The sequence below is a fragment of the Methylobacterium sp. NEAU K genome, assembly GCF_030700285.1.
In the GTDB taxonomy this organism is placed as follows: Bacteria; Pseudomonadota; Alphaproteobacteria; order Rhizobiales; family Beijerinckiaceae; genus Methylobacterium.
On record NZ_JAUYZJ010000002.1, the window covers coordinates 30,555 to 53,498 of the forward strand.

Annotated in this window: 23 protein-coding genes; 11 read left to right on the forward strand and 12 right to left on the reverse strand. The window is 69.7% G+C overall.

Annotated elements, in window-relative coordinates; translation table 11 throughout:
- Positions 1 to 208: 208 nt before the first annotated feature.
- Entirely contained in the window at positions 209 to 2,470 is a 2,262-nt protein-coding gene (ptsP, locus tag Q8W67_RS01785; protein WP_305539800.1) for a phosphoenolpyruvate--protein phosphotransferase, read from the reverse strand.
- Positions 2,471 to 2,660: 190 nt separating this feature from the next.
- The gene (locus Q8W67_RS01790) at positions 2,661 to 3,896 is read right to left on the reverse strand and encodes an aspartate kinase (RefSeq protein WP_305539803.1); all 1,236 of its coding nucleotides are present in this window, start codon (positions 3,894 to 3,896) and stop codon (positions 2,661 to 2,663) included.
- A 292-nt stretch (positions 3,897 to 4,188) separates the two neighbouring features.
- On the opposite strand from Q8W67_RS01790, the gene ubiG reads away from it, so the two are divergent.
- The 6 genes from ubiG (at position 4,189) to Q8W67_RS01820 (ending at position 8,371) form a co-directional block, all read left to right on the forward strand.
- Positions 4,189 to 4,950 carry a bifunctional 2-polyprenyl-6-hydroxyphenol methylase/3-demethylubiquinol 3-O-methyltransferase UbiG gene (ubiG, locus tag Q8W67_RS01795; RefSeq protein WP_305539806.1) on the forward strand — a complete coding sequence of 254 codons (762 nt, stop codon included), beginning with the start codon at positions 4,189 to 4,191 and terminating at the stop codon, positions 4,948 to 4,950.
- 47 nt (positions 4,951 to 4,997) lie between these two features.
- Positions 4,998 to 5,570 carry a YbhB/YbcL family Raf kinase inhibitor-like protein gene (locus Q8W67_RS01800; RefSeq protein WP_305539809.1) on the forward strand — a complete coding sequence of 191 codons (573 nt, stop codon included), beginning with the start codon at positions 4,998 to 5,000 and terminating at the stop codon, positions 5,568 to 5,570.
- Positions 5,571 to 5,708: 138 nt separating this feature from the next.
- Positions 5,709 to 6,326 carry a PAS domain-containing protein gene (locus Q8W67_RS01805; RefSeq protein WP_305539812.1) on the forward strand — a complete coding sequence of 206 codons (618 nt, stop codon included), beginning with the start codon at positions 5,709 to 5,711 and terminating at the stop codon, positions 6,324 to 6,326.
- 164 nt (positions 6,327 to 6,490) lie between these two features.
- Positions 6,491 to 6,616 (forward strand): type B 50S ribosomal protein L36, encoded by a 126-nt coding sequence (gene ykgO, locus Q8W67_RS01810; RefSeq protein WP_003601867.1) that lies wholly within the window; start codon positions 6,491 to 6,493, stop codon positions 6,614 to 6,616.
- Positions 6,617 to 6,746: 130 nt separating this feature from the next.
- On the forward strand, positions 6,747 to 7,352 hold the full coding sequence (locus Q8W67_RS01815; RefSeq protein WP_305539840.1) for a M48 family metallopeptidase: 606 nt from the start codon (positions 6,747 to 6,749) through the stop codon (positions 7,350 to 7,352).
- Between the two features lie 17 nt (positions 7,353 to 7,369).
- On the forward strand, positions 7,370 to 8,371 hold the full coding sequence (locus Q8W67_RS01820) for an alpha/beta fold hydrolase (protein WP_370693795.1): 1,002 nt from the start codon (positions 7,370 to 7,372) through the stop codon (positions 8,369 to 8,371).
- A 3-nt stretch (positions 8,372 to 8,374) separates the two neighbouring features.
- Here Q8W67_RS01820 and pyk read toward each other — a convergent pair whose 3' ends face one another.
- The 3 genes from pyk to Q8W67_RS01835 form a co-directional block, all read right to left on the reverse strand.
- A complete protein-coding gene (gene pyk, locus Q8W67_RS01825; RefSeq protein WP_305539844.1) occupies positions 8,375 to 9,811 on the reverse strand; it encodes a pyruvate kinase in 1,437 nt (478 codons plus the stop codon).
- Between the two features lie 126 nt (positions 9,812 to 9,937).
- Positions 9,938 to 10,369 carry a DUF1036 domain-containing protein gene (locus tag Q8W67_RS01830; RefSeq protein WP_305539846.1) on the reverse strand — a complete coding sequence of 144 codons (432 nt, stop codon included), beginning with the start codon at positions 10,367 to 10,369 and terminating at the stop codon, positions 9,938 to 9,940.
- A gap of 16 nt (positions 10,370 to 10,385) precedes the next feature.
- Complete coding sequence (locus Q8W67_RS01835; protein WP_305539849.1) at positions 10,386 to 11,708, reverse strand: glycerate kinase; 1,323 nt, start codon at positions 11,706 to 11,708, stop codon at positions 10,386 to 10,388.
- A gap of 193 nt (positions 11,709 to 11,901) precedes the next feature.
- On the opposite strand from Q8W67_RS01835, the gene Q8W67_RS01840 reads away from it, so the two are divergent.
- The 3 genes from Q8W67_RS01840 to Q8W67_RS01850 all read left to right on the forward strand — a co-directional run bounded on the left by Q8W67_RS01840 (position 11,902) and on the right by Q8W67_RS01850 (position 13,435).
- Positions 11,902 to 12,666 carry an N-formylglutamate amidohydrolase gene (locus tag Q8W67_RS01840; RefSeq protein WP_305539851.1) on the forward strand — a complete coding sequence of 255 codons (765 nt, stop codon included), beginning with the start codon at positions 11,902 to 11,904 and terminating at the stop codon, positions 12,664 to 12,666.
- A 60-nt stretch (positions 12,667 to 12,726) separates the two neighbouring features.
- Complete coding sequence (locus Q8W67_RS01845) at positions 12,727 to 13,035, forward strand: DUF1244 domain-containing protein (protein WP_305539853.1); 309 nt, start codon at positions 12,727 to 12,729, stop codon at positions 13,033 to 13,035.
- Positions 13,036 to 13,153: 118 nt separating this feature from the next.
- Positions 13,154 to 13,435 (forward strand): DUF2312 domain-containing protein, encoded by a 282-nt coding sequence (locus tag Q8W67_RS01850; protein WP_305540577.1) that lies wholly within the window; start codon positions 13,154 to 13,156, stop codon positions 13,433 to 13,435.
- Positions 13,436 to 13,524: 89 nt separating this feature from the next.
- Here Q8W67_RS01850 and Q8W67_RS01855 read toward each other — a convergent pair whose 3' ends face one another.
- Together Q8W67_RS01855 and Q8W67_RS01860 are read right to left on the reverse strand one after the other, a co-directional pair.
- Positions 13,525 to 15,357 (reverse strand): alkaline phosphatase family protein, encoded by a 1,833-nt coding sequence (locus tag Q8W67_RS01855; RefSeq protein ID WP_305539856.1) that lies wholly within the window; start codon positions 15,355 to 15,357, stop codon positions 13,525 to 13,527.
- Between the two features lie 398 nt (positions 15,358 to 15,755).
- Positions 15,756 to 16,793 carry an aspartate-semialdehyde dehydrogenase gene (locus Q8W67_RS01860; RefSeq protein WP_305539859.1) on the reverse strand — a complete coding sequence of 346 codons (1,038 nt, stop codon included), beginning with the start codon at positions 16,791 to 16,793 and terminating at the stop codon, positions 15,756 to 15,758.
- A gap of 321 nt (positions 16,794 to 17,114) precedes the next feature.
- Here Q8W67_RS01860 and Q8W67_RS01865 point away from each other — a divergent pair, with 321 nt between their 5' ends.
- Positions 17,115 to 17,936 (forward strand): hypothetical protein, encoded by an 822-nt coding sequence (locus tag Q8W67_RS01865; protein ID WP_305539861.1) that lies wholly within the window; start codon positions 17,115 to 17,117, stop codon positions 17,934 to 17,936.
- Positions 17,937 to 18,072: 136 nt separating this feature from the next.
- Positions 18,073 to 18,495: a hypothetical protein gene (locus Q8W67_RS01870; protein ID WP_305539864.1), complete on the forward strand. Its 423-nt coding sequence runs from the start codon at positions 18,073 to 18,075 to the stop codon at positions 18,493 to 18,495.
- A gap of 672 nt (positions 18,496 to 19,167) precedes the next feature.
- Here Q8W67_RS01870 and Q8W67_RS01875 read toward each other — a convergent pair.
- The 5 genes from Q8W67_RS01875 to bfr all read right to left on the reverse strand — a co-directional run bounded on the left by Q8W67_RS01875 (position 19,168) and on the right by bfr (position 22,940).
- Positions 19,168 to 20,136, reverse strand: a complete 969-nt coding sequence (locus tag Q8W67_RS01875; protein ID WP_305539866.1) for a hypothetical protein — start codon at positions 20,134 to 20,136, stop codon at positions 19,168 to 19,170.
- Positions 20,137 to 20,225: 89 nt separating this feature from the next.
- Complete coding sequence (locus Q8W67_RS01880) at positions 20,226 to 20,900, reverse strand: alpha-ketoglutarate-dependent dioxygenase AlkB (protein WP_305539868.1); 675 nt, start codon at positions 20,898 to 20,900, stop codon at positions 20,226 to 20,228.
- A complete protein-coding gene (locus Q8W67_RS01885) occupies positions 20,901 to 21,539 on the reverse strand; it encodes a 2,3-bisphosphoglycerate-dependent phosphoglycerate mutase (RefSeq protein ID WP_305539869.1) in 639 nt (212 codons plus the stop codon). It lies immediately after the preceding gene.
- A gap of 14 nt (positions 21,540 to 21,553) precedes the next feature.
- Positions 21,554 to 22,351 (reverse strand): 4-hydroxy-tetrahydrodipicolinate reductase, encoded by a 798-nt coding sequence (gene dapB, locus Q8W67_RS01890; RefSeq protein ID WP_305539872.1) that lies wholly within the window; start codon positions 22,349 to 22,351, stop codon positions 21,554 to 21,556.
- A 91-nt stretch (positions 22,352 to 22,442) separates the two neighbouring features.
- Positions 22,443 to 22,940, reverse strand: coding sequence for a bacterioferritin (gene bfr, locus Q8W67_RS01895; RefSeq protein ID WP_305539875.1), 498 nt, complete (start codon positions 22,938 to 22,940; stop codon positions 22,443 to 22,445).
- Positions 22,941 to 22,944 lie beyond the last annotated feature (4 nt).

A 22,944-nucleotide genomic window follows, 5' to 3' on the forward strand; every position in this document is an offset into this window, starting at 1 on the left:
GTCTGCGCGCACGGCGTTCCGGGCCGGGCGCGGGTCCGGTCTCAGGGATGGAAGCGCGGGATCAGGGGGCTGACCAATACGGCAAGACTCGTACCCCCATCCCACGCTTCTTCCATTGGAGAGCGGAAGCCGCGGCGCATCGACCGAAATCGTCGTGGCTTTGCCGTACAACCCCGGCCGAACCTTCGGCAAGGGTCGTCTGCGGGCTTTAGATAGGTACGCCGTGCGCGTGCGCGAAGGCGGTGAGCGCCGGGCGCAGGGAATCGCCGTCGTGCATACGCGCCATCTCGGTGTCGATGAGTTCGGATACGGCGCGCGCGTCGAGGCTGAGCACCATCGCCTTGACCGGTCCGATGGCGGCCGGCGACATCGACAGCTTCCGGTAGCCGAGGCCGATCAGCGCCATCGCGTCGAGGGGCCGCCCGCCGATCTCTCCGCAGACCGTGACCGGGCACCCGGCGGCGTCCGCCCGCTCGACGATCAGCCGAAAGGCCCGCAGGGCGGCGACGCAGAGCGGGTCGAAGCGGTTGGCGACGCGGCGGTTCTCGCGATCGACCGCGAACAGGAACTGCATCAGGTCGTTTGAGCCGACGGAGAGGAAGTCGGCCTCGCGGGCGATCTCGTCGATCTGGAACAGCAGCGAGGGAACCTCGATCATCGCGCCCAGGCGGCACTCGGCCGGTAGCCGGTAGCCGTGACGCCTCAGGTAGGCCTTCTCGCGCTCGACGATGCCGCGGGCACGGACGAACTCGTTGACCGTCGCGACCATCGGAAACATGATTTTGAGCGGATCGCCGTCGGCCGCCTTCAGGAGCGCGCGCAGTTGCATCCGCAGCAGCGCCGGACGGTCGAGGCCGATGCGGATCGCCCGCCAGCCGAGCGCCGGGTTCTCCTCCTCGAGCTTGGCCATGTAGGGCAGGATCTTGTCGCCGCCGATGTCGAGGGTCCGGACCGTCACGGGCTTGCCGCCGGCGGCCGCGAATACCTTCCGGTAGAGTTCCTGCTGCTCCGCCGCAGACGGCATCCGCTGGGCGACCATGAACTGCAATTCGGTGCGGAACAGCCCGACGCCCTCGGCGCCGGTCTCGTTCAGGTGGCTGAAATCCACCAGCAGGCCGGCATTGAGGTGCAGGCCGACCCGCACCCCGTCGCGCGTCTGCGCCGGCACATCGCGGAGCGCCCGGTACTGCTCCTGCCGGCGGGCCCGCAGCCGCACCATCTCGGCATAGGCGGCCTCGACCTCGGGACCGGGCCGGACATGGATCTCGCCGGCGACGCCATCGACGATGATGGCGTCCCCGGCGTCGCACAGGGCCGAAGCGTTCTCGACCTCCCCGACGGCCGGGATGCCCAGTGCCCGGGCCACGATGGCCACGTGGCTGGTCGGACCGCCCTCCTCCAGAACGATGCCGCGCAAGGTCGAGGATTCGTAATCGAGCAGCGCCGCCGGCCCCATGGTGCGCGCCACCAGGATTGCGTTCTCGGGCAGGACCAGGACCCCTGCCGCCTCGGGGCCGATCAGCGCGCGCAGGAGGCGGTTGGCGAGGTCGTCGAGATCGTGCAGGCGCTCGCGCAGGTAAGGGTCGGACTGGCGCATCATGCGGGCGCGGTTGTCCGACTGCACCCGCTCCACCGCGGCCTCGGCAGTCAGGCCGGACGCCACGGCCTCGCGCATCCGCCGGAGCCAGCCCTTGTCGTGGGCGAACATCCGGACGGTCTCCAGAACCTCGCGCGATTCGGCGGTGCCGATCCGGTCGCCCCGCTCCACCAGCGCGTCGATGGCCGAGCGGACCTCCTCGATCGCCTCGTCGAGCCGCGCGACCTCGCGGTCGACGTTCTCGGCGATCAGCGTCTTCACGACGACGCGCGGCTCGTGCAGCACCACGTGGCCGAGGCCGATGCCGTCGGCCAGCGCGATGCCGCGGGCGACCACGGGGCGGCGGGCGGCCGTGCCGGCATCCGGCGCCAGGCCCTCCAGCTCGCCGGAGGCGATCATCTCCGAGAGCACCATGGCGGTGGTCTGGAGCGCCTCGATCTCCTCCTCGGAATAGACCCGGTAGGTCTTGTTCTGGACGGTGAGCACGCCGAGCGTGTTGCCGGCCCGCAGCAGCGGCACGCCCAGGAACGCGTGATAGGCTTCCTCGCCCGTCTCCGGCCGGTAGGAGAAGGCCGGATGGTTCTGGGCGTCCGACAGCGAAAGCGGTTCGGCCGTGCGGGCGATCAGTCCGACGAGGCCTTCGTCGGCGCGCATGCGCGTCTGGTGCACCGCCTCGACGTTCAGGCCCTCGGTGGCGAACAGTTCGAGGGTGTTGTCGTCCCGCAGGACGTAGACCGAGCAGACCTCGGCTACGACGTTGGCGGCGATCAGGACGACGATGCGGTCGAGTCGTGCCTGGGGGCTGACCGGCTCCGCCATCGCTTCGCGGAGGCGGCGCAGCAGCAGGCGCGGGCCTCCGGGCGCAGCGGGCATCGATTCGTCGTTCCAACGTCGGCGAGCGGCCTTGGCGTCGACCACCCTGCAACCTTGGCGCCAACTTCGGAACGGAAGGCGCCGGATGGGCCGAGCCGCAATCTCCCAGAGGATCTCTGGGATCGGCGGACCGGCCCGTGACTGTTCGGTTTAAGACACTCGACCCGCTCTAGACCGCGTCGTCCCGGGCTCAAGCCTGATCCAGGCCGTATAGCGAGTGAAGCGTGCGCACGGCAAGCTCCGTATAGGCCGCGTCGATCAACACGGAGAACTTGATCTCCGACGTGGTGATCGCGCGGATGTTGATTCCCTTCTCGGCGAGCGCCCGGAACGCCTTCGCGGCGACACCCGCGTGGCTGCGCATCCCGACCCCGATCGCCGAGACCTTCACCACGTCGGTGGCGCCCTCGATCTGGGCGTATCCGATCTTCGTGCGGGCCTCGTCGAGGATCGCGCGGGAGCGCTGGTACTCGGCGGCCGGCACCGTGAAGGTCATGTCGGTGGTCGACTGGTCGCCCGACACGGTCTGGATGATCATGTCGACGTTGATGTTGGCGTCCGCCAGCGGCCCGAAGATGGCGGCGGCCACGCCGGGACTGTCCTTGACCTTGCGCAGGGTGATCTGTGCCTCGTCCCGGGAGAACGCGATCCCGGTGATGATCTGCTGTTCCACGATATCGTCCTCGTCGCAGATGAGGGTGCCCGGGCGCGCGGCGTCCGGCGGATCGAAGGAGGAGCGGACCGTGGTCGGCACCCGGTGGACCATGGCGAGTTCCACCGAGCGGACCTGCAGCACCTTGGCGCCGAGGGAGGCCATCTCCAGCATCTCCTCGAAGGTCACGCGCTCCATGCGCTTGGCCTTCGGCACGATGCGCGGATCCGTGGTGTAGACCCCGTCCACGTCCGTGTAGATATCGCAGCGCTCGGCCTGAATCGCGGCCGCCACCGCCACCGCCGACGTGTCCGAGCCGCCGCGCCCGAGGGTCGTGACCCGGCCGGTCTCGGCATGGATGCCCTGGAAGCCGGCGATGACCGCGACCTCGCCCTTCGCGAAGCCCGCCTCCAGGTTCCTGGGGTCGATCTCGGCGATGCGCGCCGAGCCATGCGCCTCCGAGGTGACGACCGGGATCTGCCACCCCTGCCAGGACCGGGCCTGGAGGCCCTCCTTCTGGAGGGCGATCGCCAGCAGGCCGGCTGTCACCAGCTCGCCCGAGGCCACGACCGCATCGTACTCGCGCGGGTCGTAGAGCGGGTTGGCATCCTTGACCCAGTCGACCAGTTCGTTGGTCTTGCCCGACATCGCCGACACGATCACGGCGACCTCGTAGCCGGCCGCGACCTCGCGGGCGACGTGGCGCGCCACGTTGCGGATGCGGTCGACGTTGGCGACGGAGGTGCCGCCGAATTTCATCACCAGACGGGGCATGGTCTCTTTTCGCGGGTTCCCGGCGGCGACTGGAGAGGGACCGCCCATGGCGGGATCCGGACAGTGCCCGGCGGGTACAAGCGGGTCGTTGAGGTGTCAACAAGCGGCCAAGCATGGCGCCGGCGCGCCGCGGCGACGGGGGCGGGACGGCGTGCTAAGGCGCCCGCGGAGACGGTTCACGCTCGAACCCGGCCGCCGCCTCGGCCCGGGCCGCCGACCGAATTCGTTCGTCATGCGGTGGCGGCGGGAGCGGGCCTCGCGCGGAAATGATCGGCATCTGGACGGAATGCGCATGGACAGGGCACCCACGGACCCCGTGACGGACGGCTTCATCGATCGCGGCGAGGTCGCGCGGTTCGGCGCGCTGGCCGCCACCTGGTGGGACGAGGCCGGGCCGATGCGGGTGCTGCACCGGTTCAACCCGGTGCGGCTGGCCTATATCCGCGACGCCCTCTGCCACCGCTTCGGGCGGGATCCTCAGACGCCGTTCCCCCTTGACGGACTTACGATCTGCGATGTCGGCTGCGGCGGCGGCGTCCTGGCGGAGCCGCTGGCACGGCTCGGAGCTCGGGTGACCGGCCTCGATCCGGCGGAGCAGAACATCGCGGTGGCCCGCGCCCATGCCGCGGCCTCGGGCGTCCCGGTGGACTACCGTGGCGAGACGATCGAGGCCGTGGTCGCGTCCGGAGAGGCCTTCGACGCCGTGCTGATCATGGAGGTCGTCGAGCATGTCTCGGACATGCCGGCTTTCGTGCGCACGGCCTGCGCGGCGGTTAGGCCCGGCGGGATGCTGTTCGCGGCGACCCTCAACCGCACATTGCGGTCCTTCGCGCTGGCGATCGTCGGGGCGGAATACGTGCTCGGCTGGCTGCCGCGGGGCACGCATGATTGGGAGAAGTTCGTGACGCCGGATGAGCTCGGTCGTGCCATCCGGTCGGGCGGTCTCGACCTCAGCGACACGACCGGCGTGGCCTATAATCCCCTCACCGATGGTTGGCGCACCAGCCGGGACAAGGCGGTGAACTACATGGTCGCGGCCGAGCGTCGGCCCTGAACCGGATGCGCGCTCCGGGGTTGGGAATCGCCGCGGAGGAACCGACGATGCTCGAGAAGATGCCCCATGTGGTCGGCGAGGCCCTGTCGTTCCTCAAGGCCGGGATCGAGAAGACCGCCTATCACGCGACCTTCCGCGATGTGCCGGAGACTTTGACGCTGACGAGCCCCGCCTTCGCGGACGGAGCGGAGATTCCCGCCCGCTTCACGGCGGACGGCCCCGGGACCGCGCCGCCGCTGGCTTGGAGCGCGCCGCCGCCCGGCACCGCCGCACTTGTCCTGCTGGTCGAGGATGCGGGCAGCCCGACACCGCAACCGCTCGTGCACCTGATCGCGTGGAATCTTCCGCCCGACGCAGGCAGCGTCGGCGAAGGGGCCCTTCCGAGTCCCGGCCGGCGAGGCGACGGGCTGGACCTCGGCAAGAACAGCTTCCTGCGGGCCGAATGGCTGCCCCCCGATCCGCCCACCGGACATGGCCGCCACGATTACCTCTTCCAGATCTACGCGCTCGGGCGCGCCCTCCACCTTCCCGAAGGTTCCGGCCGGGGCGCGCTGCTCGACGGGATGCGCAGGAACGTGACCGGCAAGGGCAGCCTGACCGGCACGTATGCCCGCGCTTGAGGGTCTGACGTCGATGTTCGGGATGAGGCCCAGGGGCTCGGCCCCTCGCGTTGTGCCGGTGGCAGGGCCGGGCTACGGTGTCGACCAGATACCGCATATGCGGACCCGAACATTCATCGATCACCGGGGATAGGGACTGTGGGCGTCGACGCGCGGCCGAAGCGGCGAGGCACCGAGATCGTGGCGCGGGCACTGGCGGCCTCGAATGTCGGGACCTGGGAGTGGCGGATCGCGGACGACGTCCTGCGGTGTGACCCGGTGGCGGCGACCATGCTCGGCGTTCCCCGGGCGGCCACCGGTCGCGGCGCCACGTTCGCCCTGTTCTTCGAGCGGATCCACCCGCAGGACCGGCCGCGCATCGGATCGCTCGTGGATGATCTCCAGCGCCAGGGCGGCCTGTATGTCGCGCAGTACCGCACGGTGCTCGAGCCCGACGATGTGCGCTGGGTCCTGGCGCGCGGCCGCTTCATCACCGACGCGGACGGCATTGTGAGCGAGGCACGCGGGATCGTCATCGACGTGACCGAGAGCAGCCGCGACGGCTACCTCGACGAATCCGCCTTCTGCGCCACCGACGCGCCGGCGGGCGGGATTGACCGGGTGGCCGAGCTGGCCCTGGCGCTGTTCTCCGCCGCCGAAGGACTGTCGCGGAAGGATTTCCAACGGCTGAAGCCCCTGCTTGACACGCTACTGCACGAAATCGGGCGGCAGCTTGTCGGGGTCGGCCCCGTGGCGTCCGTCGACAGCGTGCATTGAGGCGCACTTGCGGCAACGCCTTGCCTTGCGGTGGCGAATCCTGATATGGCGACGCCATCCCGCGATGCGTGTGCCGTGATCGCCGGACGCGACCCCGCGTCCTGCTTCGTGACCACGTTCCCGATACCCAGCGAATGGACGGCCCGACCGGGCTCGAGAGACCGATGAAGATTCGTAACTCCCTCAAGTCCCTGCGCGGCCGGCACCGCGACAACCAGCTCGTGCGCCGCAAGGGCCGGGTCTACGTGATCAACAAGACCCAGAAGCGCTTCAAGGCCCGCCAGGGCTGAGGCGTCCTGCCCGGTTTCGACCGGGCGACCTATCAAGGCGGCAGCCGCGCCCGACCGGGTGGCGGCTGCTTTCGCGTGCGCGGCACCACGGCCTGTTGACGGGCCCGGTACCCGCAGACACTCTGGCGGGATGAAGCCGACCCGTCTCCTCGTCGCCCTGGTCTGCCTGTCGGTGCTCGCTGCCCCGGCGGCTTTCGCGGCCCCGGACGGGGCCCGGCCCGGCCGTGCCGCTCCCGAGGCGAAGCCCGCGCCGAAGCCCGTGACCCTCGACGACCTGTTCGCCCGTCTCCGCGCCAGCGAGGATCCGGCTGAGGCGAAGGGTGTTGCCCGGCTCATCGAGCGCCGCCTCGACAGTTCCGGCAGCCCGACCGCGGATCTGCTCACCGACCGCGCCCGGCAGGCGATGGCCTCCCACGACTTCCCGCTGGCGGCCGAGTTGATGGACCGGGTCACGGCCCTGGAGCCGAACTGGCCCGAGGGTTGGAACCGGCGCGCCACGGTCTTCTGGCTCCTGTCCGACAAGGACGACGCCATCGCCGATCTGCAGCGGGCACTGGTGCTGGAGCCGCGCCATTTCGAGGCCTGGGCCGCGATGGGCCAGATCTACGAATCCCTCGAAGACAAGGCCCGGGCGCTCGCGGCCTACCGCCGTGCCCGCGCGCTCTATCCGCAGATGGACAAGATCGGCGAGGCGATCGACCGCCTCGCTCCGGAGGTCGACGGCCGCGACCTGTGAGCCGGGTGGTCGCCGTCATGATAACGATTCTTGCGCTGCCCTTCGCGGCCGCGGGGCTCGTCCTGGTGGCCGGCGCGGCGGCGAGCCTCGTCATCGCCCTGAGGGTCGGCGCGGAATACCCGCCGGCCGGTCCCTTCGTCGATGTTACCGGCGGGCGGCTGGCGACGATCCAGGCCGGCCCGGCGGACGGTCCGCCGATCATCCTGCTGCACGGTGCTTCTGCCAATGCATCGGACCCGATGGAGGGCGTCGGCCGCCGGCTCGCCGAGAAGGGATTTCGCGTGATCGCGTTCGATCGCCCGGGCTTCGGCTGGAGCGACCGGATCGCCGGCGGGGCAGCCGCTGCGCCCGCCGTCCAGGCCCGGGCGATCTCCGAGGCACTGGAGCGCCTTAGGCTCGGCCCGGTGCTCGTGTTCGGTCATTCCTGGGCCGGTGCCCTGGCGCTGGCGCTCGCCCTTGACCATCCTGCGCAGGTCGCCGGCCTCGTCCTTGCCGCACCCGTCGCCATGCCGATGCCGCCGCGGATGCTGGCGCTCCCCTGGTACTGGCGGCTCGCGCTGAGACCGCCCGTGGCCTGGATTCTCAGCCGAACGATCGGGCCGCCGCTGGCAAGATCTTATCTGTCCGAGGCGGCGCGGCGCGTTTTCCTGCCGCAGCCGGAGACACCCGGTTACCCGGAGGCGGCGCGCGCAGCCCTGGTGCTGAGGCCCGGGACCCTGCTGGCCAACGTTCAGGACCTGATCGGCCTGCCCGCAGCGCTGGCGGCGCAGAGCCCGCGCTACGGCCAGCTCCACGTCCCGACCGTCGTGATCTCCGGCGAGGCGGATCCGATCGTCCGCAGCGACACGCAGGCCGTGCCGCTGGCCAAGGCGATCCCGGGCGCGCGCCTGGTCCTGCTGCCGGGTACCGGGCACATGCTCCAGTACGTCGCGTCCGAGCGCTTGACCGAAGAGGTCGTCCGCCTGTGGGACGCGCTCAGTGCGGCCAGGCCGGCGCTGGCGCCGGCCGTCGCGCGATAGGGTTCAAGCCTTCTCGGCGTGCTCCCGGGTTATGAACGCGAGCCGCACGAGATTCGTGGCTCCGGGGGTGCCGAAGGGCAGGCCGGCGACGACGATCACCCGGTCGCCCACCGCGGCGAAATTCTCCCGCACCGCGAACTTCGCCGCCCGGAACGACATGTCGTCCACGTCGCTGGCGTCCTTGGTGACGATCGGATGGGTACCCCAGGCCAGGGCGAGACGGCGCGCGGTCTCGCGCCGCGGCGTGAGGGCGATCACTGTGGCGTTCGGGCGCTCGCGCGAAAGGCGCAGGGCCGTCGAACCGGAATTGGTCCAGGCCATGATCGCGTCGAGGTTCAACGCGTCGACCATCTGGTGCGCGGCGGCCGCGATGGCATCGGCGGCGGTCTGGTCGGGAGTCGCGCTCTGCGCCCGGATGATCGACCAGTAGACCGCGTCGCGCTCCACCTGCTCGGCGATCCGGTTCATCGTCTCCACCGCCCCGATCGGGTGGGCGCCCGAGGCGCTCTCCGCCGACAGCATCACCGCATCCGCGCCCTCGTAGACGGCGGTGGCCACGTCCGAGACCTCGGCGCGGGTCGGGACCGGCGCCGTGATCATCGATTCGAGCATCTGGGTCGCCACCACCACGGGCTTTCCGAAGCGGCGGGCGCTCCGGGTGATCCGCTTCTGCACGCCCGGCACCTGCTCCAGCGGCATCTCAACCCCGAGATCTCCGCGCGCGACCATCAGGCCGTCCGAGATCTCGATGATCTCGTCGAGGCGGGTCAGCGCCTGCGGCTTCTCGATCTTGGCCATCACCAGGGCGCGGCCGGCGCAGACCTTCTTGACCTCGGCCACATCCTCGGGCCGCTGGACGAAGGACACGGCGATCCAGTCGGCCCCGGCGTTCAGGCCGGCATCGAGATCCGCGCGGTCCTTTTCGGTCATCGCCGGGACTGGGATCACCGTGTGGGGCAGAGACACGCCCTTGCGGTTCGAGAATTTCCCGCCGACCTCGACGCGGGTCACGGCCCGGTTCGGCGAGGTCTCCAGCACGGTGAGCCGCAGCTTGCCGTCGTCGAGCAGGATCGCGTGGCCCGGCTCCAGCGCCTCCAGAATCTCCGGATGCGGGAGGTGGCAGCGGCTGGCGTCGCCGGGAGTCGGGTCACCGTCGAGCACGAAGGTCGCGCCGGCTTCGATCATCACGGCCCCCTCGGCGAAGGTGCCGAGGCGAAGCTTCGGCCCCTGCAGATCGACCAGGATGCCGATCGGATGCTTCGCCTCGCGCTCGATCGCCCGGATCGCCTCGACCTTTTCGGGCAGCTTCTCGCGGGGCAGATGGCTCATGTTGAGCCGGAACACATCGACGCCGGCGCGGAACAGGCGTTCGATCATCTCCGGCGAGTCGGAGGCCGGCCCGAGGGTGGCGACGATCTTCGTGCGGCGCGAGCGTTTCAAGCGTGATCCTCCGGATTTTCCGCCGCGAGCCCCCCGAGGCTAGCCCCCTTGGCGTCGTCGGATCGGTTCGTCGTGCGCGGGTGTGAGCATCCCGTGCGGGGCAGCGTCAAGGGCGCGTCGACGTCGTCACGGCTTGGCCGGTGCGTCCGCCCGATTGGGATCGGTGAGCTGGATGGTCCAGCTCTTCTGCTCGCCGGTATCGACCTCGAAGAAGCCGTTCCGGTCGTAGCCTCGGGCGAGGCAATCCTCGATCCCGCGGATCGTGAACTCCGAGTCGCGGGTGCACATCAGCGAGCGCCCGCTCCACTCGCCGCCGCGCGTGTAGTCCACCGCGAACACATAGTAGAACCGCGCCGCCAGCGCGCCCTTGAGCAAGGTCTCACAGGCCTTGGGCGCGAGGTCCCACCAGCCTTCCGTGACCCAGCCCTGAGGGTCGCGATAGCCCAGCGAGATGCCGACCTTGCTGGCGGTCTGGTTGCAGAGGCGCAGGTCGGCCCTCGCGGGGCCGACGCAGAGAAGCGCGATACCGAGCCCCAAGATCGCTGAGGCGGCCTGCATGGCCGGGCCCCGGAACCTACCCGACGAGGATGATTCGACAGTCGTTGACATTGGTACGGGTCGGGCCGGGGTTCACGAGGTCGCCGAGGGCCGCGAAGAACGCGGTGGAATCGTTCTGCTCCAGCATCGCGGCCGGGTCGAGGCCGGCGGCTCGGGCGCGATCCAGCGTCGTCGGGTCGACGAGGCCGCCGGCCGGGTCGGTGGCCAATCCCCTGCCGCCGTCGGTGCCGTCTGTATCGGCGCTGATGCCGGAGATGTCCGGCTCGCCCGCCAGCGCGACCGCCAGCGCCAGGGCGTATTCCTGGTTCGGCCCGCCATGACCCTCGCCCCGGATGGTGACGGTCAGTTCGCCCCCCGAGATCAGCGCGACGCGCCGTCCGGCCGCCTTGTAGCGCTTGGCCTCGACGGCGTGCTCTGCCGCAACCTCCCGCGCCTCGCCTTCGAGGTCGGCGCCCAGCATCACCGGTTCGTAACCCGCCGCCCGCGCGGCCTCGGCCGCCGCCTCGAGGGCGTCGATCGGACGGGCGATGATGCGATACTCGGCCCGCGCGAAGGCGGGATCGCCGGCCTTGGGCGTCTCGTTGTTCGGATCGTTCAGCAGCCGGATCGCCGCCTCCGGCAGCGGGATGCCGCGCCGCTCGCAGATGGCGCGGGCGTCGGCCAGGGTCGACGGGTCGGGCACGGTCGGCCCGGAGGCGATCACCGCCGGATCGTCGAAGGGCACGTCCGAGATCGCGAGCGTCAGGATGCGCCGGGCGTTGCGGGCCGCCAGCGCGAGGCGGCCGCCCTTGATCCGCGAGATGTGCTTGCGGACGGTGTTGATCTCCCCGATCGGCGCTCCCGAGCGCAGCATCGCCCGGGTGATCGCCTGCTTCTCGCCGAGCGTCAGATCCCCGGCCGGCGCGATCCAGTTGGCCGAGCCGCCGCCCGAGAGCAGCACCAGGACCTCGTCCTCCGGGCCGGACTCGGTGGCGAGCCGCAGCGCCTCCCGGGTGGCGGCAATGCCGGCCTCGTCGGGGACCGGGTGACCGGCCTCGACCATGTGAATGCCGGGCGCGTCCTGGCCGTAGCCGTGGCGCGCCACCGCGAGGCCGACGATCCGGTCGTCTTGCAGCCCGTGCTGCTGCCGGTAGTACCGGCTCGCCACGGCGCTCATGCTGCCCGCCGCCTTGCCGGCCGCCAGGATGATCAGCCGGCCCGGGCTCGGTGCCGGCAGATGCGCCGGAAGGCACAGGTCGGGATGTGCGGCGCGGATCCCCGCATTCAGGATGGTCTCGAGGAGCTGGCGCTGCTGCAGGATAGCCGGGTCGGCGATGGGCGGGACGACGGTGTCGGGCATGGCGTCGGACGGGCTCCTCACTCGGGTTGCGCGTGCGATCCCCGCCCATTCGTTGGTGGGCGGCGGGCCCGTTTCTTGCCGTGAGCGCACGTTCTTTGATAGGCAGCTTGCCTTGAACAGGTGATCTGCCCGAGCCGCCGCGCTACGGCAAGCGTGATCGGCGCCCCTGCACAGATCCAGCCCTCGGAGACCCGTGACCCGTCCGGAGACAGAAGCGGCCGCCCCGGCCTCTCATCCCTGCGAGATCATTCCCGGCGACCCCGCCTGCGGCCTCGTCATCGCCTGCGACCACGCCTCGAACTACGTGCCCCCCGATATCGAGTTGGGCGTGCCGGAATCCGAGTTCGCCCGCCACATCGCCTACGATATCGGCGCTGCAGCCGTGACGCGCGGCCTCGCGGCCCGGCTCAACGTCCCGGCGATCCTGACGAATTTCTCCCGCCTGATCATCGATCCGAACCGCGGGCGGTCCGACCCGACACTGGTGATGCGTCTCTCAGACGGCGCCGTGGTGCCGGGCAATGCCCGCATCGACGAGGCCGGGAAGCAGGCCCGGATCGCGCGCTTCTACGCGCCCTTCGATGCGGCGATCGAGGCCGCTGTCGCGGCCGCAGAGGCTGCGGGCCGGCCGCCGGCGATCCTGACCATGCACAGCTTCACGCCCTACTGGCGCGGCATCGCGCGGCCCTGGCAGGTCGGGATCCTGTACGACCGCGACGAGCGTCTCGCCCGTCCGCTGATCGACGCGCTCCGGGCTGACCCTGCCGGTCTCACGGTCGGCGACAACGAGCCCTACGGCGGCGGCCTGCCGGGCGACACGATCGACCGCCACGCCACGGCCCGCGGCCTGCCCAACGCCCTCGTGGAGATCCGCCAGGATCTCATAGCGGGCGTGGCCGGTCAGGCGGAATGGGCCGAGCGCTTCGCCCGCCTCCTGCGCCCGCTGATCGCCGCTTGATCGCGCTGCCGCTGGCCCCGACATCCGAGCAGCAACCCTCAACCGGAAAGTGTTCGACCGATGAGCGATATCGATCCGAAGACCCAGACCGAGCTCGAGGCGGCCGTGTTCCGCCGGCTCGTCGCGCATCTGCGCGGCCGCACCGACGTGCAGAACATCGACCTGATGAACCTCGCGGGCTTCTGCCGGAACTGCCTGTCGAACTGGCTCAAGGACGCCGCCGACGAGAAGGGCGTTCCAATCACCAAGGACGAGAGCCGTGAGGCCGTCTACGGGATGCCCTACGACGCGTGGAAGGCGCAGCACCAGACGGAAGCCAGCCCAGCGCAGCAGGCCGGCTTCGCCGCAAGCCAGGCCAAGGGACATTGAAGGACTGCGCCCGGCGGCCTGGGAATCGGCTAAGCTTCCGGTAAGTTCGCGCCGTTAACCACGGGTCCAGGGCGCAACCGCGCCGCGCATCCCGGAGAGCCCCATGAACGCCCATTCGATGCCCACTGCAGCAGCCCAGCGGCCCGGCGGCGACGTCTCGTCGGCCGAGGGCGTGGCCGCCGACGAGCTGAAGCAGTTCATCGAGCGCCTCGAGCGCCTGGAGGAGGAGAAGGCCGGCATCATGGGCGACATGAAGGAGGTATTCGCCGAGCTGAAGGGCCGCGGCTTCGACGCCAAGGCGGTGCGCACCATCCTCCGGATCCGCAAGCAGGATCACAGCGAGCGCCAGGAGCAGGAGGCGATCCTCGAGCTCTACATGCAGGCCCTCGGGATGGCGTAGGCGGCGCCTCTCCGCCCGTACAACTGGCACCGCGGCGTTCGGCCCGCGCGGCCCAGTGCCTCCATTTTCCTCGGGCTCCGGGCCGGGGCTTAGTGTCCTCCGGCCGCGGTCATCTGCTCCGCCACCGAGAGGCCGAGGGTGCGGCCGGGATACCCGGCGGCGTCGAAATACCAGGTCGTGCCGACCGTCTGGTATTCGAGCACGGTGACGTGCCCGGCGGCGTCCGGCTCCGAGCGACGGACATGCCTCTCGGCTGGCGGCTCGACGCCGTTCTGCATCGCTTCCGTCAGGACGCGCCCGACCAAATGACCCTTCCCGGGGATCTCGAGGTCGAGCAGCCGGGCGATTGTCTTGCCGAGATCGGCATTGCTCGCGGGGATCGCGCTCTCGACGCCCGCACGGAAACTCGGGCCCATGGCGCCCATGACGTTCCGGGTATCGGAGCGCGAGAAGCTGCCGTGCATGCCCTGGCCCTGCTGCAAACCGGTGTCCGACACCTCCACCCCACAGGTGGTCGGATCGGCGCAGCCGGTCGAGAAGCTCCGGAAATTCACCACGATGGCCGGCATCGGCGTGAGCGCCGAGCCGTCGAGGGCGATCGCGGATAGGGGCAGCGTCCCCGGGATCGCGCCCAGCGCGTCGCTGACGAAAAGGCCGCTGACGTAGTCCTGGCGCGACAACGCCTCGACGATCCGGCCGGCGAGCGCCCTGTCGTGGTTCGGCACGTAGACGAGGTCCGAGCCGCCATTGGCCGCGACCACCACCTCCGGCTTGGTCGGATCCGGACCGATCAGGCCGTTGGCCCGGCTCGGGTACGTGCCTGGCGCCACCGTCGCGCCCATCGCGTCGGGATCGAACAGGGTCATGCCCAGGTCGTGCGCCAGATCGATGGCGAGGAAGCCGGGCGGCAGCTGATGGCGCGGGACGCCCTTGTAGGCCTGGGAGGCGGCATAGCTCGATCCGCTCTCCTTCGAGATGGTGGAGAAGCCGTGATCCGAGGTGAGGATGACGTCGGTATTCTCTGAAAGCCCCTGCTCGCGCAGGGCGGCCAAGAGGGCCGCGAGGTTGTCATCGGCGTTGCGGATCGCCGCGAGGCTGGTCGGCCCGTTGATGCCGGGGACCAGCCGCCCCAGACTGTCACCCTGATTGTGCTGCGATCCGTCCGGGTCGCGCGACCAGAACACCAGGACGAAGGGCTTCTGCCGCGCCTTGAACACCGGCAGGACCGCCCGGGTCGCGACCGCCGCGAAATAGGCCTGCTGCTCGACATTGGCCGCGAGCGTCCCGGGTGTATCGGCGTTCCCGGCATGTCCGTTCGCCCCGCGGGTCGGCGCCTGCGCGGGCAGGCCGGTCTCGGCGAGGCGGGCGCGCAGAGCGTTCCCCAGCGGGATGCCGCCGGTCCGGCCGGTGCTGTCGTCGATGTGGACGTTGTACTGGCCCGACCGCTCGGTGTGGTCGAAGACCAGGGACGGCCCGAGCTTCCCGATGCTGGCGGTGGACAACCCCTTGGCCCGGGCGGCCTCAAGGATCGTCTCCTCGTTGAGGTAGTTGCCGGCGAAGTGCTCATCGATATCGCCGAGGACGGGATCGCTCTCCAGGAACGGGGTCAGGCTATCGCCCGCGCCGGGTATCGGGAAGGCGGTGTAGATCGTGTTCCCGAACTGGCCGGTATCCCCGAGCATATGGCCTGTCGCCATGGCTGTGGCGTTCGGCATCGTGAAGGTCGGGAACATCGAATGCGTGTTGGTGAAGCGCACGCCGGCCTTCATCAGCCGGTCCATCGTCGGCGCGTTCTGCGCTGTCACCATGCCGGCCCTCAGGCCGTCGGCCACAAACAGGACGACGTTGTGGGGTTCCGGTTGGGCCTGTGCCGCCCCCGCAAGGCTCAATCCGACCAAACAGGAAACGACAACGCGACGCATGCGAATCTCCGAACCCTTGTGGGACCGGCCTGGGCCTGGATCGTTGCAATCGCATGACGCTTCGACGACGCCGGCCCTGCCCGAGCACGTCGCATGGCCGCAGCCTTCGAGAGCCTACGATGCGTGTGCGATCAATCGCGGCACGGTAAACGCCGCGCGCGCCTCTCCTCGGCCCCGGAGGAGCACAATCTTGCGTTGTGGAAGCGAGCACGCCGATTCCCGCATGACGCGCAGCTCTGCCGTCATGAAGGAGAAGGAAGCGCGTCGCGGATTGCAGGAACGGTTGCGCATCACCCCGGCTCAGCCGGATGATGGTTGAGGCCGGGGCCTGCGTCTCAAGCCGCGTCGGCCCGTGCAGACCGGATCCGCACGGGCCGACGCTGCCGGAAGGTCGCCGCTCAGGCGGCGCGCTTGGCCTTGTTGAGCAGCTTGCGGTTCACCAGCAGCTCGGCGATCTGCACCGTGTTCAGGGCAGCACCCTTGCGAAGGTTGTCCGAGACGCACCAGAAGTTCAGCCCGTTCTCGATCGTCGCATCCTCGCGGATACGCGAGATGTAGGTCGCGTCCTCGCCGGCTGCCTCGTGAGGCGTCATGTAGCCGCCGTTCTCGCGCTTATCGATCACCATGATGCCCGGCGCCGCGCGAAGGATCTCGGTGGCCTTGGCGGCGGAGAGCGGGCGCTCGAACTCGACGTTCACCGCTTCCGCGTGCCCGATGAAGACCGGGACGCGGACGGCTGTGGCCGTCAGTTTGATCTTCGGGTCGAGCATCTTCTTGGTCTCGGCGACCATCTTCCACTCTTCCTTCGTGTAGCCATCCTCCATGAACACGTCGATGTGGGGGATGACGTTGAAGGCGATGCGCTTTGTGAACTTGCCGCCTTCCTTGATCTCGCCGGCGGTGAAGACGGCGCGGGTCTGGTTGAACAGCTCGTCCATCGCCTCCTTGCCGGCGCCGGAGACCGACTGGTAGGTCGAGACCACGACGCGCTTGATCGTGGCCGCCTCGTGCAGGGGCTTCAGGGCGACGACCAGCTGGGCGGTCGAGCAGTTCGGGTTGGCGATGATGTTGCGCTTGCTGAAGCCGACCACCGCGTCGGCGTTCACCTCAGGCACGATCAGAGGCACGTCCGCGTCGTAGCGGAACGCCGAGGAGTTATCGATCACCACACAGCCCTGCTGGCCGATGCGGGGCGACCACTCCTTGGAGGTCTCGCCGCCGGCCGACATCAGGCAGATGTCCGTGTCGGAGAAGTCGTAGGTGTCGAGGGCTTTGACCTTGAGCGTCTTGTCGCCGAAGGAGACCTCCTGGCCCTGGCTGCGGCGGGAGGCCAGCGCCACGACCTCGTCGGCGGGGAAAGCCCGCTCGGCCAGGATATCGAGCATCTCGCGGCCCACGTTGCCCGTGGCGCCGACGATGGCGACCTTGTAACCCATCTCTCGTCTCCGCGCGGAAAACCCCGATCGATCCGGGTGCCGCGCTCATGCCAGCAAAATCGGCCGAAGGATCGTTCGTGCCGGACGCTCGCCCGCCGAACGGGCGCGGCCGCAGACCCCGCCTCCCCGAGGTCGGGCTGGCGGCCGGCGCGAGCAAGGCGCCCAAGGGACGCGGCTGTCAAGGCCGGCCCCCCGGCGCAACGAGGGATTCACCCTGTCGCGGGAAAGCGGGCCTTGGCGCTCCGGTGGAGAGGCGGTGATCAATCCGTTGCCGCGATCATCGGCGGCGGCCGAAGCGACCGGCCGTCCGTTCGGAACGCCATGCAGACCAAAGATCCTCGCGCAGACGAAGCGAACGACACCGAGGCGCCCACGATTCGTCGTCGGCTCTCGCTCGTCGGCCTCGGCCTGCAGATCGTCGTCGCCTCGGCGATGATCGCCGGGCTCTGCGTCTATGCGCAGCACGCGCCCTCCGCGCCGTCGGCGCCCGGAAAGCCTGAAGGGCCGTTCCTGCCCTCGGCTTTGGCGCCGAAGGTCCCCTCCCCAGCCCCACCCGCCCGTTTCGGGCTCGCGGAGCCGGGTGTCGACCCAGTGCGGGTCGTTGCCGCCCGGATCGATCCCGCGACCGGCCTGCGGGAGGACATGCTGGCGCGCGGCACATTCGAGGCTTTCGACGCTCCCGCTCTGCGGGTAACGCTGATCCGCGGCGACGGGGCCCGGGTTGCGCCCGGATTGTTCATCCTCCTCGCCCGGCGCGCCGCTGGCGGACCCGCCGCCGACGGACCGGCTCTCGCCGTCGAGCGGACCGGCGCGGGCGGTCGTATCGCGACAAAGTTCGGTGCGGTGGAAACGCTGGACGTGACGCTCGGCGGTCCGGCGCGCCGGACCTGCACGGGCTTCGTCACCCGCGACCGAGTCTTCCGGATCGACGGCTGGCTGTGCGCGCCACTCGGTCATCCCCCCGAGGCGCGGACGCTCGCCTGCATGGTCGACGCCCTGAGCCTCGACGATCCGGCGGACCCCGATACGTCGGCGGCCTTCGCGGCACCCCGGACGGAGCGCGGCTGCACCATGGCGACGGTGGCTGATGCCTCCGATCCCACCGGCTCGATCGGCCGGAGGCGCGCGCACAAGAAAAAATGAGGCTAGAATAGGGCAAATTGTCGAAGCTGAGCCATTTTCGCGGAACAACAGCCCCACTCAAGCGTCTTCTCGTCAAAGGCGGCGAACTGTTAAGCTTCGGTCGCCATATTGGTGGCACTCTCAGACAAGGTTGGCCATGCGCTCGCTTAAGATCGCCCTTCTCGGCGTCATCGCCGCTGCCGGCTTCGGCGCCTTGGCGTCCGCGCCGGCCCAGGCTCAGGACGGCTTCGGCCCCGGCCAGGTCTACCGTGTGAGCCGGCCACTCCCGATCCGCGTCCGTCCGCGCAGCTGGCTCGACGCCGGCAACGTGCCTCTGACGTCGAATGTTCCCGGCGCCGGCGGCTCGCGCAATCCGGCCCTGAACCCCTACTTGATCGCCGCCTCGAACCAACTCACGCCGGTCTATGGCCGCAACGACCGCTTCGACAGCGGGCTGCTGCCGGATCCGATCACCAACGGCCCGTTCATCGGCGCGCGCTCGTCGGCCGTGCGCAATGTCGACTTGTCCTTCGTCGACCGGATGGACCCGACCTCGCCCCTCTACGGCCGCCCCTACTGAGCCTGAGGGCTCAGGTCTGAGCACACCGAGCGCGGACCCCTCGGGTCCGCGTTTTTTTATGCCGAACTGACGGGCCTCTGGTGGCTCGACCTGATCCCGTACGGACAGCAGGAGGGAGCTACCGTCAGCGACTTCAGGCGACGGGGACGCGGGATGAGACGCGGGATGAATCGTCGCGATCGCGCCCTGAAGGGCCGATCACTGCGCATGTGCACGTTCGGGCGTCGTCACTTTGCGAACCTGCACACGCCGGTCGCCCGCGCTGGGATACGAATGGACCAGGCGGGCGGGAACGCGGTCGATGCAGCGCCAGCCACCGCGGACGCCTAGACCGGGATGCGCAGCGACGGCCTCGACTCCGACGCCGCCTGTATTCTGTGGGACGGCGGGGCGGTGCGTGAGATCCCGCCACTGGCCACGGCAAGCGCCCGTTTCACGCCGTCACCTGCAGATCTCACGCGAGAGACGGCGCGGGGATTGAGATCTTCAGCGTGGAGGGCAGCGAGAGCCACGACGTGCGGGCCCAAGCCGCGATGCCAGCCGCGACCCCTGGAGTGCCTGAAGGCGCAGGGTTATCCGATCGCGATGATCGGCGGCAGCGACCAGGACTGCGGCGCCGGCCCGTTCATGAGGCATACGGGCGATCCGGCGACGGGGTCCGAGGCCTGTTCCCTACTTCACCTGCACACTGTCCACCACCTGGCGGAACTTGGCCAGCACGCCCGCACGCTGATCTTCGCGCACCACGCCCAGCGCCCGCAGATACCCGTCCGGATTGAACCGAATGGTCTGCGAGACCACCACGGGAACGTTGGTCGGCATGTCGACGGCACGGGCCACGATCTCGTGCCAGTCGACACCGTTCGAGCGATAGCTCTGCGCGCGCTCGATGACGAAATCCTTCATGGTCTGGTTCGAGGCGAGCGCCGAGCGGGCGAAGCCGTCGCGCTGCTCGGCAGCCGGCGGCTGCTGAACCGCCTGGGCGAGCACGAGGATCGGCTGTTCCAGATTCTGCATCTGGTCCTTAGGGCCCTGGGTTAGCAGGACGGAATTGCCCGCGAGGACGCGTACCGCCCGGAAGCCCGCCATGTCGGTGATGCGGAAGGGCAGCGCGTCGACCTGCTCGGTCAGGCTCAGGGGCGGCCGAAGGGTGACGCCGGTCACCAGCTTGCGCATCGTATCCTCGGTCTCCGCGTCCGGGAGCGCCTGGGCGATGATCAGGCCAGTCACCGTGGGCGTGCCGACGACGAGGATCCACTTCCGGATCGCGGGCGCGGAGGTGTTGGGGTCGGCTGGCTGCTCTCCGGTGTAGAGCATGCCCTCGTTGTCGCCGATCTTGACCTCCTCGCGCTTCTCGACCGCGAAACCCTGGCTGAGGAGATTGGCGTCCGTGAAGCCGCTGACGAGTTCCGCGAAGGCGTTCGGCGGCAGTTCGACCACCGATACGGTGGCGCCGCCCTCCTTGCGCTCGAACCCGGAGAACCGTCGGGACAGCGCCATGTCGGACGGCGGGTCGAAGCCAAAGCGGGAGCCCGGCGGATAGATCGGGTCTGCGGCCTCTGCGGCAGACCCGAGCCCGGCTAACAAGATGGCCAGGGACAGAACCCGCCCGAGACGCAGCGTCAGGGTACGCACCACCATCGGAAACCGGTTCTCCTCGCGGTGCCCAATCGGGCTCGCGTTCTAAGATGCGTCGGACGGCGGGCAGCCGCTGTCAAGCGCCTGCGCAATCAGGAGATCGGGAGATCACGCCCGGCGTGTCTCGCCGCGACGGCCGTGACTCGCCGCAGCGTCAGGTTGCAGCGGCCGCCGGCTGGCAGAATTCCCGGCAGCGGGTTCTCGGCGAGCAGGTCATCGGTCCGGTAGAGCCGGTCGATGCCGTGATGGATCAGACGCGAGGCGCCCCCGATCACCAGGGCGTCGCCGGAAAGCAGCCGCACCGAGCGCGTCGGGTCCGAGCGCGTCAGGCCGCCGTAGCGGAACAGCGCCGCTGCGCCGAGCGACAGGGAGAGTACCGGGGCGGAGAAGTCCGCCTCGTCCCGGTCCTGGTGCAGGCCCATGCGCGTGCCCGGCGCGTAGAGGTTGATCAGGCAGGCTTCCGGCAGGGCCGGAAAGTCCGCGAGGGCCTCCCAGGCGGCCATGGCCGTGGGTGGGATCGCCGGCCAGGGCCGGTCGGTCTCGGGATGTGCCGGCTGGTAGCGATAGCCGCGCACGTCGGAGACCCAGCCGAGCGGCCCGGCATTCGACATGCGCACGGAGAACGGTTTACCCGTGCGCGGCATGCACGGGGTGACGGGCGGCGCCGCGGCCAGGACGGAAGCGATCTCCGCAGCGAGGCGGGCCCGGGCTGCTGGATCGAGGAAGCCCGGGTGGTGGATCAGCCCCGGCGCGAGCTCGGTGGCCAATCAGCGGCCCGCATCGTCGTCATGCGCGAGTACCGCCTTCGACGCGACACGGGTGTCGGCGTTGAGGTGGTAGACCAGCGGTACGCCCGTCGCGATCTCAAGGCTGGCGATCGTGGCCTTGTCGAGGTGGTCGAGCACCATCACCAGGGCGCGGAGCGAATTGCCATGGGCCGCGACCAGCACGCGCTTCCCGGTCATCACCTGCGGCAGGATCGTCTCGATGTAGTAGGGCAGGACGCGGGCGGCGGTGTCCTTGAGGCTCTCGCCGCCAGGGGGCGGCACGTCGTAGGAGCGGCGCCAGATGCGGACCTGCTCGGCGCCCCATTTAGCGCGGGCCTCGTCCTTGTTGAGGCCTGAGAGGTCGCCGTAATCGCGCTCGTTCAGGGCTTGCGCCCGCACGATTTCGATGCCCGAGAGGCCCATCTCCTCGAGGATCAGCGTGCAGGTGCGCTGCGCCCGGACGAGTTCGGAGGTGAACGCCACGTCGAAGCCGTAGCCCGCGCGCTTGAGCCCTCGGCCCGCCATCCTGGCCTCCTCGACGCCGCGGTCGGTGAGGCCGGGGTCGCGCCAGCCGGTGAACAGGTTCTTGAGGTTCCACTCGCTCTGGCCGTGGCGAGCGAGGACGAGCAGGCGCTCCATCGGCATTCCCTCTCTCACAGGCCGAGAACGTCCGCCATGGAGTAGAGCCCCGGCGGCTTCGGGTGCGCCCAGAGCGCGGCCTTGACGGCCCCCGCGGCGAACAGCCCGCGGTCGGCTGCGTGGTGGCTGATGGTCAGGCTCTCGCCCGCCCCGGCGAAGATCACGCTGTGGTCGCCGACGACGGAGCCGCCCCGGAGCGTGGCGAAGCCGATATCGCCGGGCCTGCGCGCGCCCGTATGCCCGTCCCGGGTCGAGACCCGCACGTCCCTCAGGTCCACGCCGCGCCCCTCCGCGGCGGCCTCGCCCAGGAGCAGGGCAGTGCCCGATGGCGCGTCCACCTTCATCCGGTGGTGCATCTCGCTGATCTCGATGTCGAATTCGTCGCCCAGCGCCTTGGCGACCCGGCGCACCAGCTCCGCCATCAGGTTGATGCCGAGCGACATGTTGCCCGAGCGCACGATGCGCGCATGATAGCCTGCGGCCTTGAGCTTCGCGAGGTCGTCGTCCGACAGGCCGGTCGTGCCGACCACGTGGACGATGCGGGCCTGGGCGGCCAGCTCGGCGAACTGGACCGTGGCGGCGGGGGCGGTGAAGTCGAGCACGCCGTCGGCGGCCGCGAAGGCGGTCAGAGGATCATCGCTCACCCGCACGCCGAGGGGCGGAAGACCGGCGAGCATGCCCGCATCCTGCCCGAGGGCGGGCGAGCCCGCGCGCTCGATCGCCGCCGCGAGCGTGCACCCCTCGGCCTGCGCGACCGCGCGCACAAGCATCCGCCCCATGCGCCCGTCGGCGCCGACCACAACGAGCCGCATGTTCGTATCCCATCTTCGTTCCGTCGACGCGCCGCTCTGAACCGGCCCTCGGGTCGCTTCTCAGCGGATGCGACGCGAGGGCCGAGCCAGGCTAGTCCTTCTCGGGAGCGATCTGCTCGAGGCCGCCGATGTGCTTCTGCGCGTAGAGCGGCAGGCCGATCTGCTTGATCAGATCCAGCTGGGTCTCGAGGAAGTCGATATGGCCCTCCTCGTCCTCAGCGAGATGCTCGAACAGGTTCTTGGAAACGCGATCGTTGATCGACTCGCAGTACTGCGCGGCCTCGAGATAGAGGCTGCGCGCTCCGTTCTCGGCGGCGAGATCACATTCGATGATCTCCTGCACGTTCTGACCGATTTTAAGCGGGTCGAGTTCCTGCAGATTCGGAAAGCCGTCGAGGAACAGGATCCGGTCGATGAACCGGTCGGCGTGATTCATCTCCTCGATGGATTCCTTGCGCCAGAATTTGGCCAGATCGACATAGCCCCAATCGTTGAGCATGCGGAAATGCAGCCAGTACTGGCTCACCGCAGTCAGCTCACTGCGCAAGCCGCGGTTCAGATACTCGATGACCTTGGTGTCGCCCTTCATGCCC

Coding starts and splice junctions, on each gene's coding strand:
- ptsP (WP_305539800.1), bottom strand. CDS start 2,470: ATGCCCGCTGCGCCCGGAGGCCCGCGCCTGCTGCTGCGCCGCCTCCGC.
- Q8W67_RS01790 (WP_305539803.1), bottom strand. CDS start 3,896: ATGCCCCGTCTGGTGATGAAATTCGGCGGCACCTCCGTCGCCAACGTC.
- ubiG (WP_305539806.1), top strand. CDS start 4,189: ATGGACAGGGCACCCACGGACCCCGTGACGGACGGCTTCATCGATCGC.
- Q8W67_RS01800 (WP_305539809.1), top strand. CDS start 4,998: ATGCTCGAGAAGATGCCCCATGTGGTCGGCGAGGCCCTGTCGTTCCTC.
- ykgO (WP_003601867.1), top strand. CDS start 6,491: ATGAAGATTCGTAACTCCCTCAAGTCCCTGCGCGGCCGGCACCGCGAC.
- Q8W67_RS01815 (WP_305539840.1), top strand. CDS start 6,747: ATGAAGCCGACCCGTCTCCTCGTCGCCCTGGTCTGCCTGTCGGTGCTC.
- Q8W67_RS01820 (WP_370693795.1), top strand. CDS start 7,370: ATGATAACGATTCTTGCGCTGCCCTTCGCGGCCGCGGGGCTCGTCCTG.
- Q8W67_RS01830 (WP_305539846.1), bottom strand. CDS start 10,369: ATGCAGGCCGCCTCAGCGATCTTGGGGCTCGGTATCGCGCTTCTCTGC.
- Q8W67_RS01835 (WP_305539849.1), bottom strand. CDS start 11,708: ATGCCCGACACCGTCGTCCCGCCCATCGCCGACCCGGCTATCCTGCAG.
- Q8W67_RS01845 (WP_305539853.1), top strand. CDS start 12,727: ATGAGCGATATCGATCCGAAGACCCAGACCGAGCTCGAGGCGGCCGTG.
- Q8W67_RS01850 (WP_305540577.1), top strand. CDS start 13,154: ATGCCCACTGCAGCAGCCCAGCGGCCCGGCGGCGACGTCTCGTCGGCC.
- Q8W67_RS01855 (WP_305539856.1), bottom strand. CDS start 15,357: ATGCGTCGCGTTGTCGTTTCCTGTTTGGTCGGATTGAGCCTTGCGGGG.
- Q8W67_RS01860 (WP_305539859.1), bottom strand. CDS start 16,793: ATGGGTTACAAGGTCGCCATCGTCGGCGCCACGGGCAACGTGGGCCGC.
- Q8W67_RS01865 (WP_305539861.1), top strand. CDS start 17,115: ATGCAGACCAAAGATCCTCGCGCAGACGAAGCGAACGACACCGAGGCG.
- Q8W67_RS01870 (WP_305539864.1), top strand. CDS start 18,073: ATGCGCTCGCTTAAGATCGCCCTTCTCGGCGTCATCGCCGCTGCCGGC.
- Q8W67_RS01875 (WP_305539866.1), bottom strand. CDS start 20,136: ATGGTGGTGCGTACCCTGACGCTGCGTCTCGGGCGGGTTCTGTCCCTG.
- Q8W67_RS01885 (WP_305539869.1), bottom strand. CDS start 21,539: ATGGAGCGCCTGCTCGTCCTCGCTCGCCACGGCCAGAGCGAGTGGAAC.
- dapB (WP_305539872.1), bottom strand. CDS start 22,351: ATGCGGCTCGTTGTGGTCGGCGCCGACGGGCGCATGGGGCGGATGCTT.
- bfr (WP_305539875.1), bottom strand. CDS start 22,940: ATGAAGGGCGACACCAAGGTCATCGAGTATCTGAACCGCGGCTTGCGC.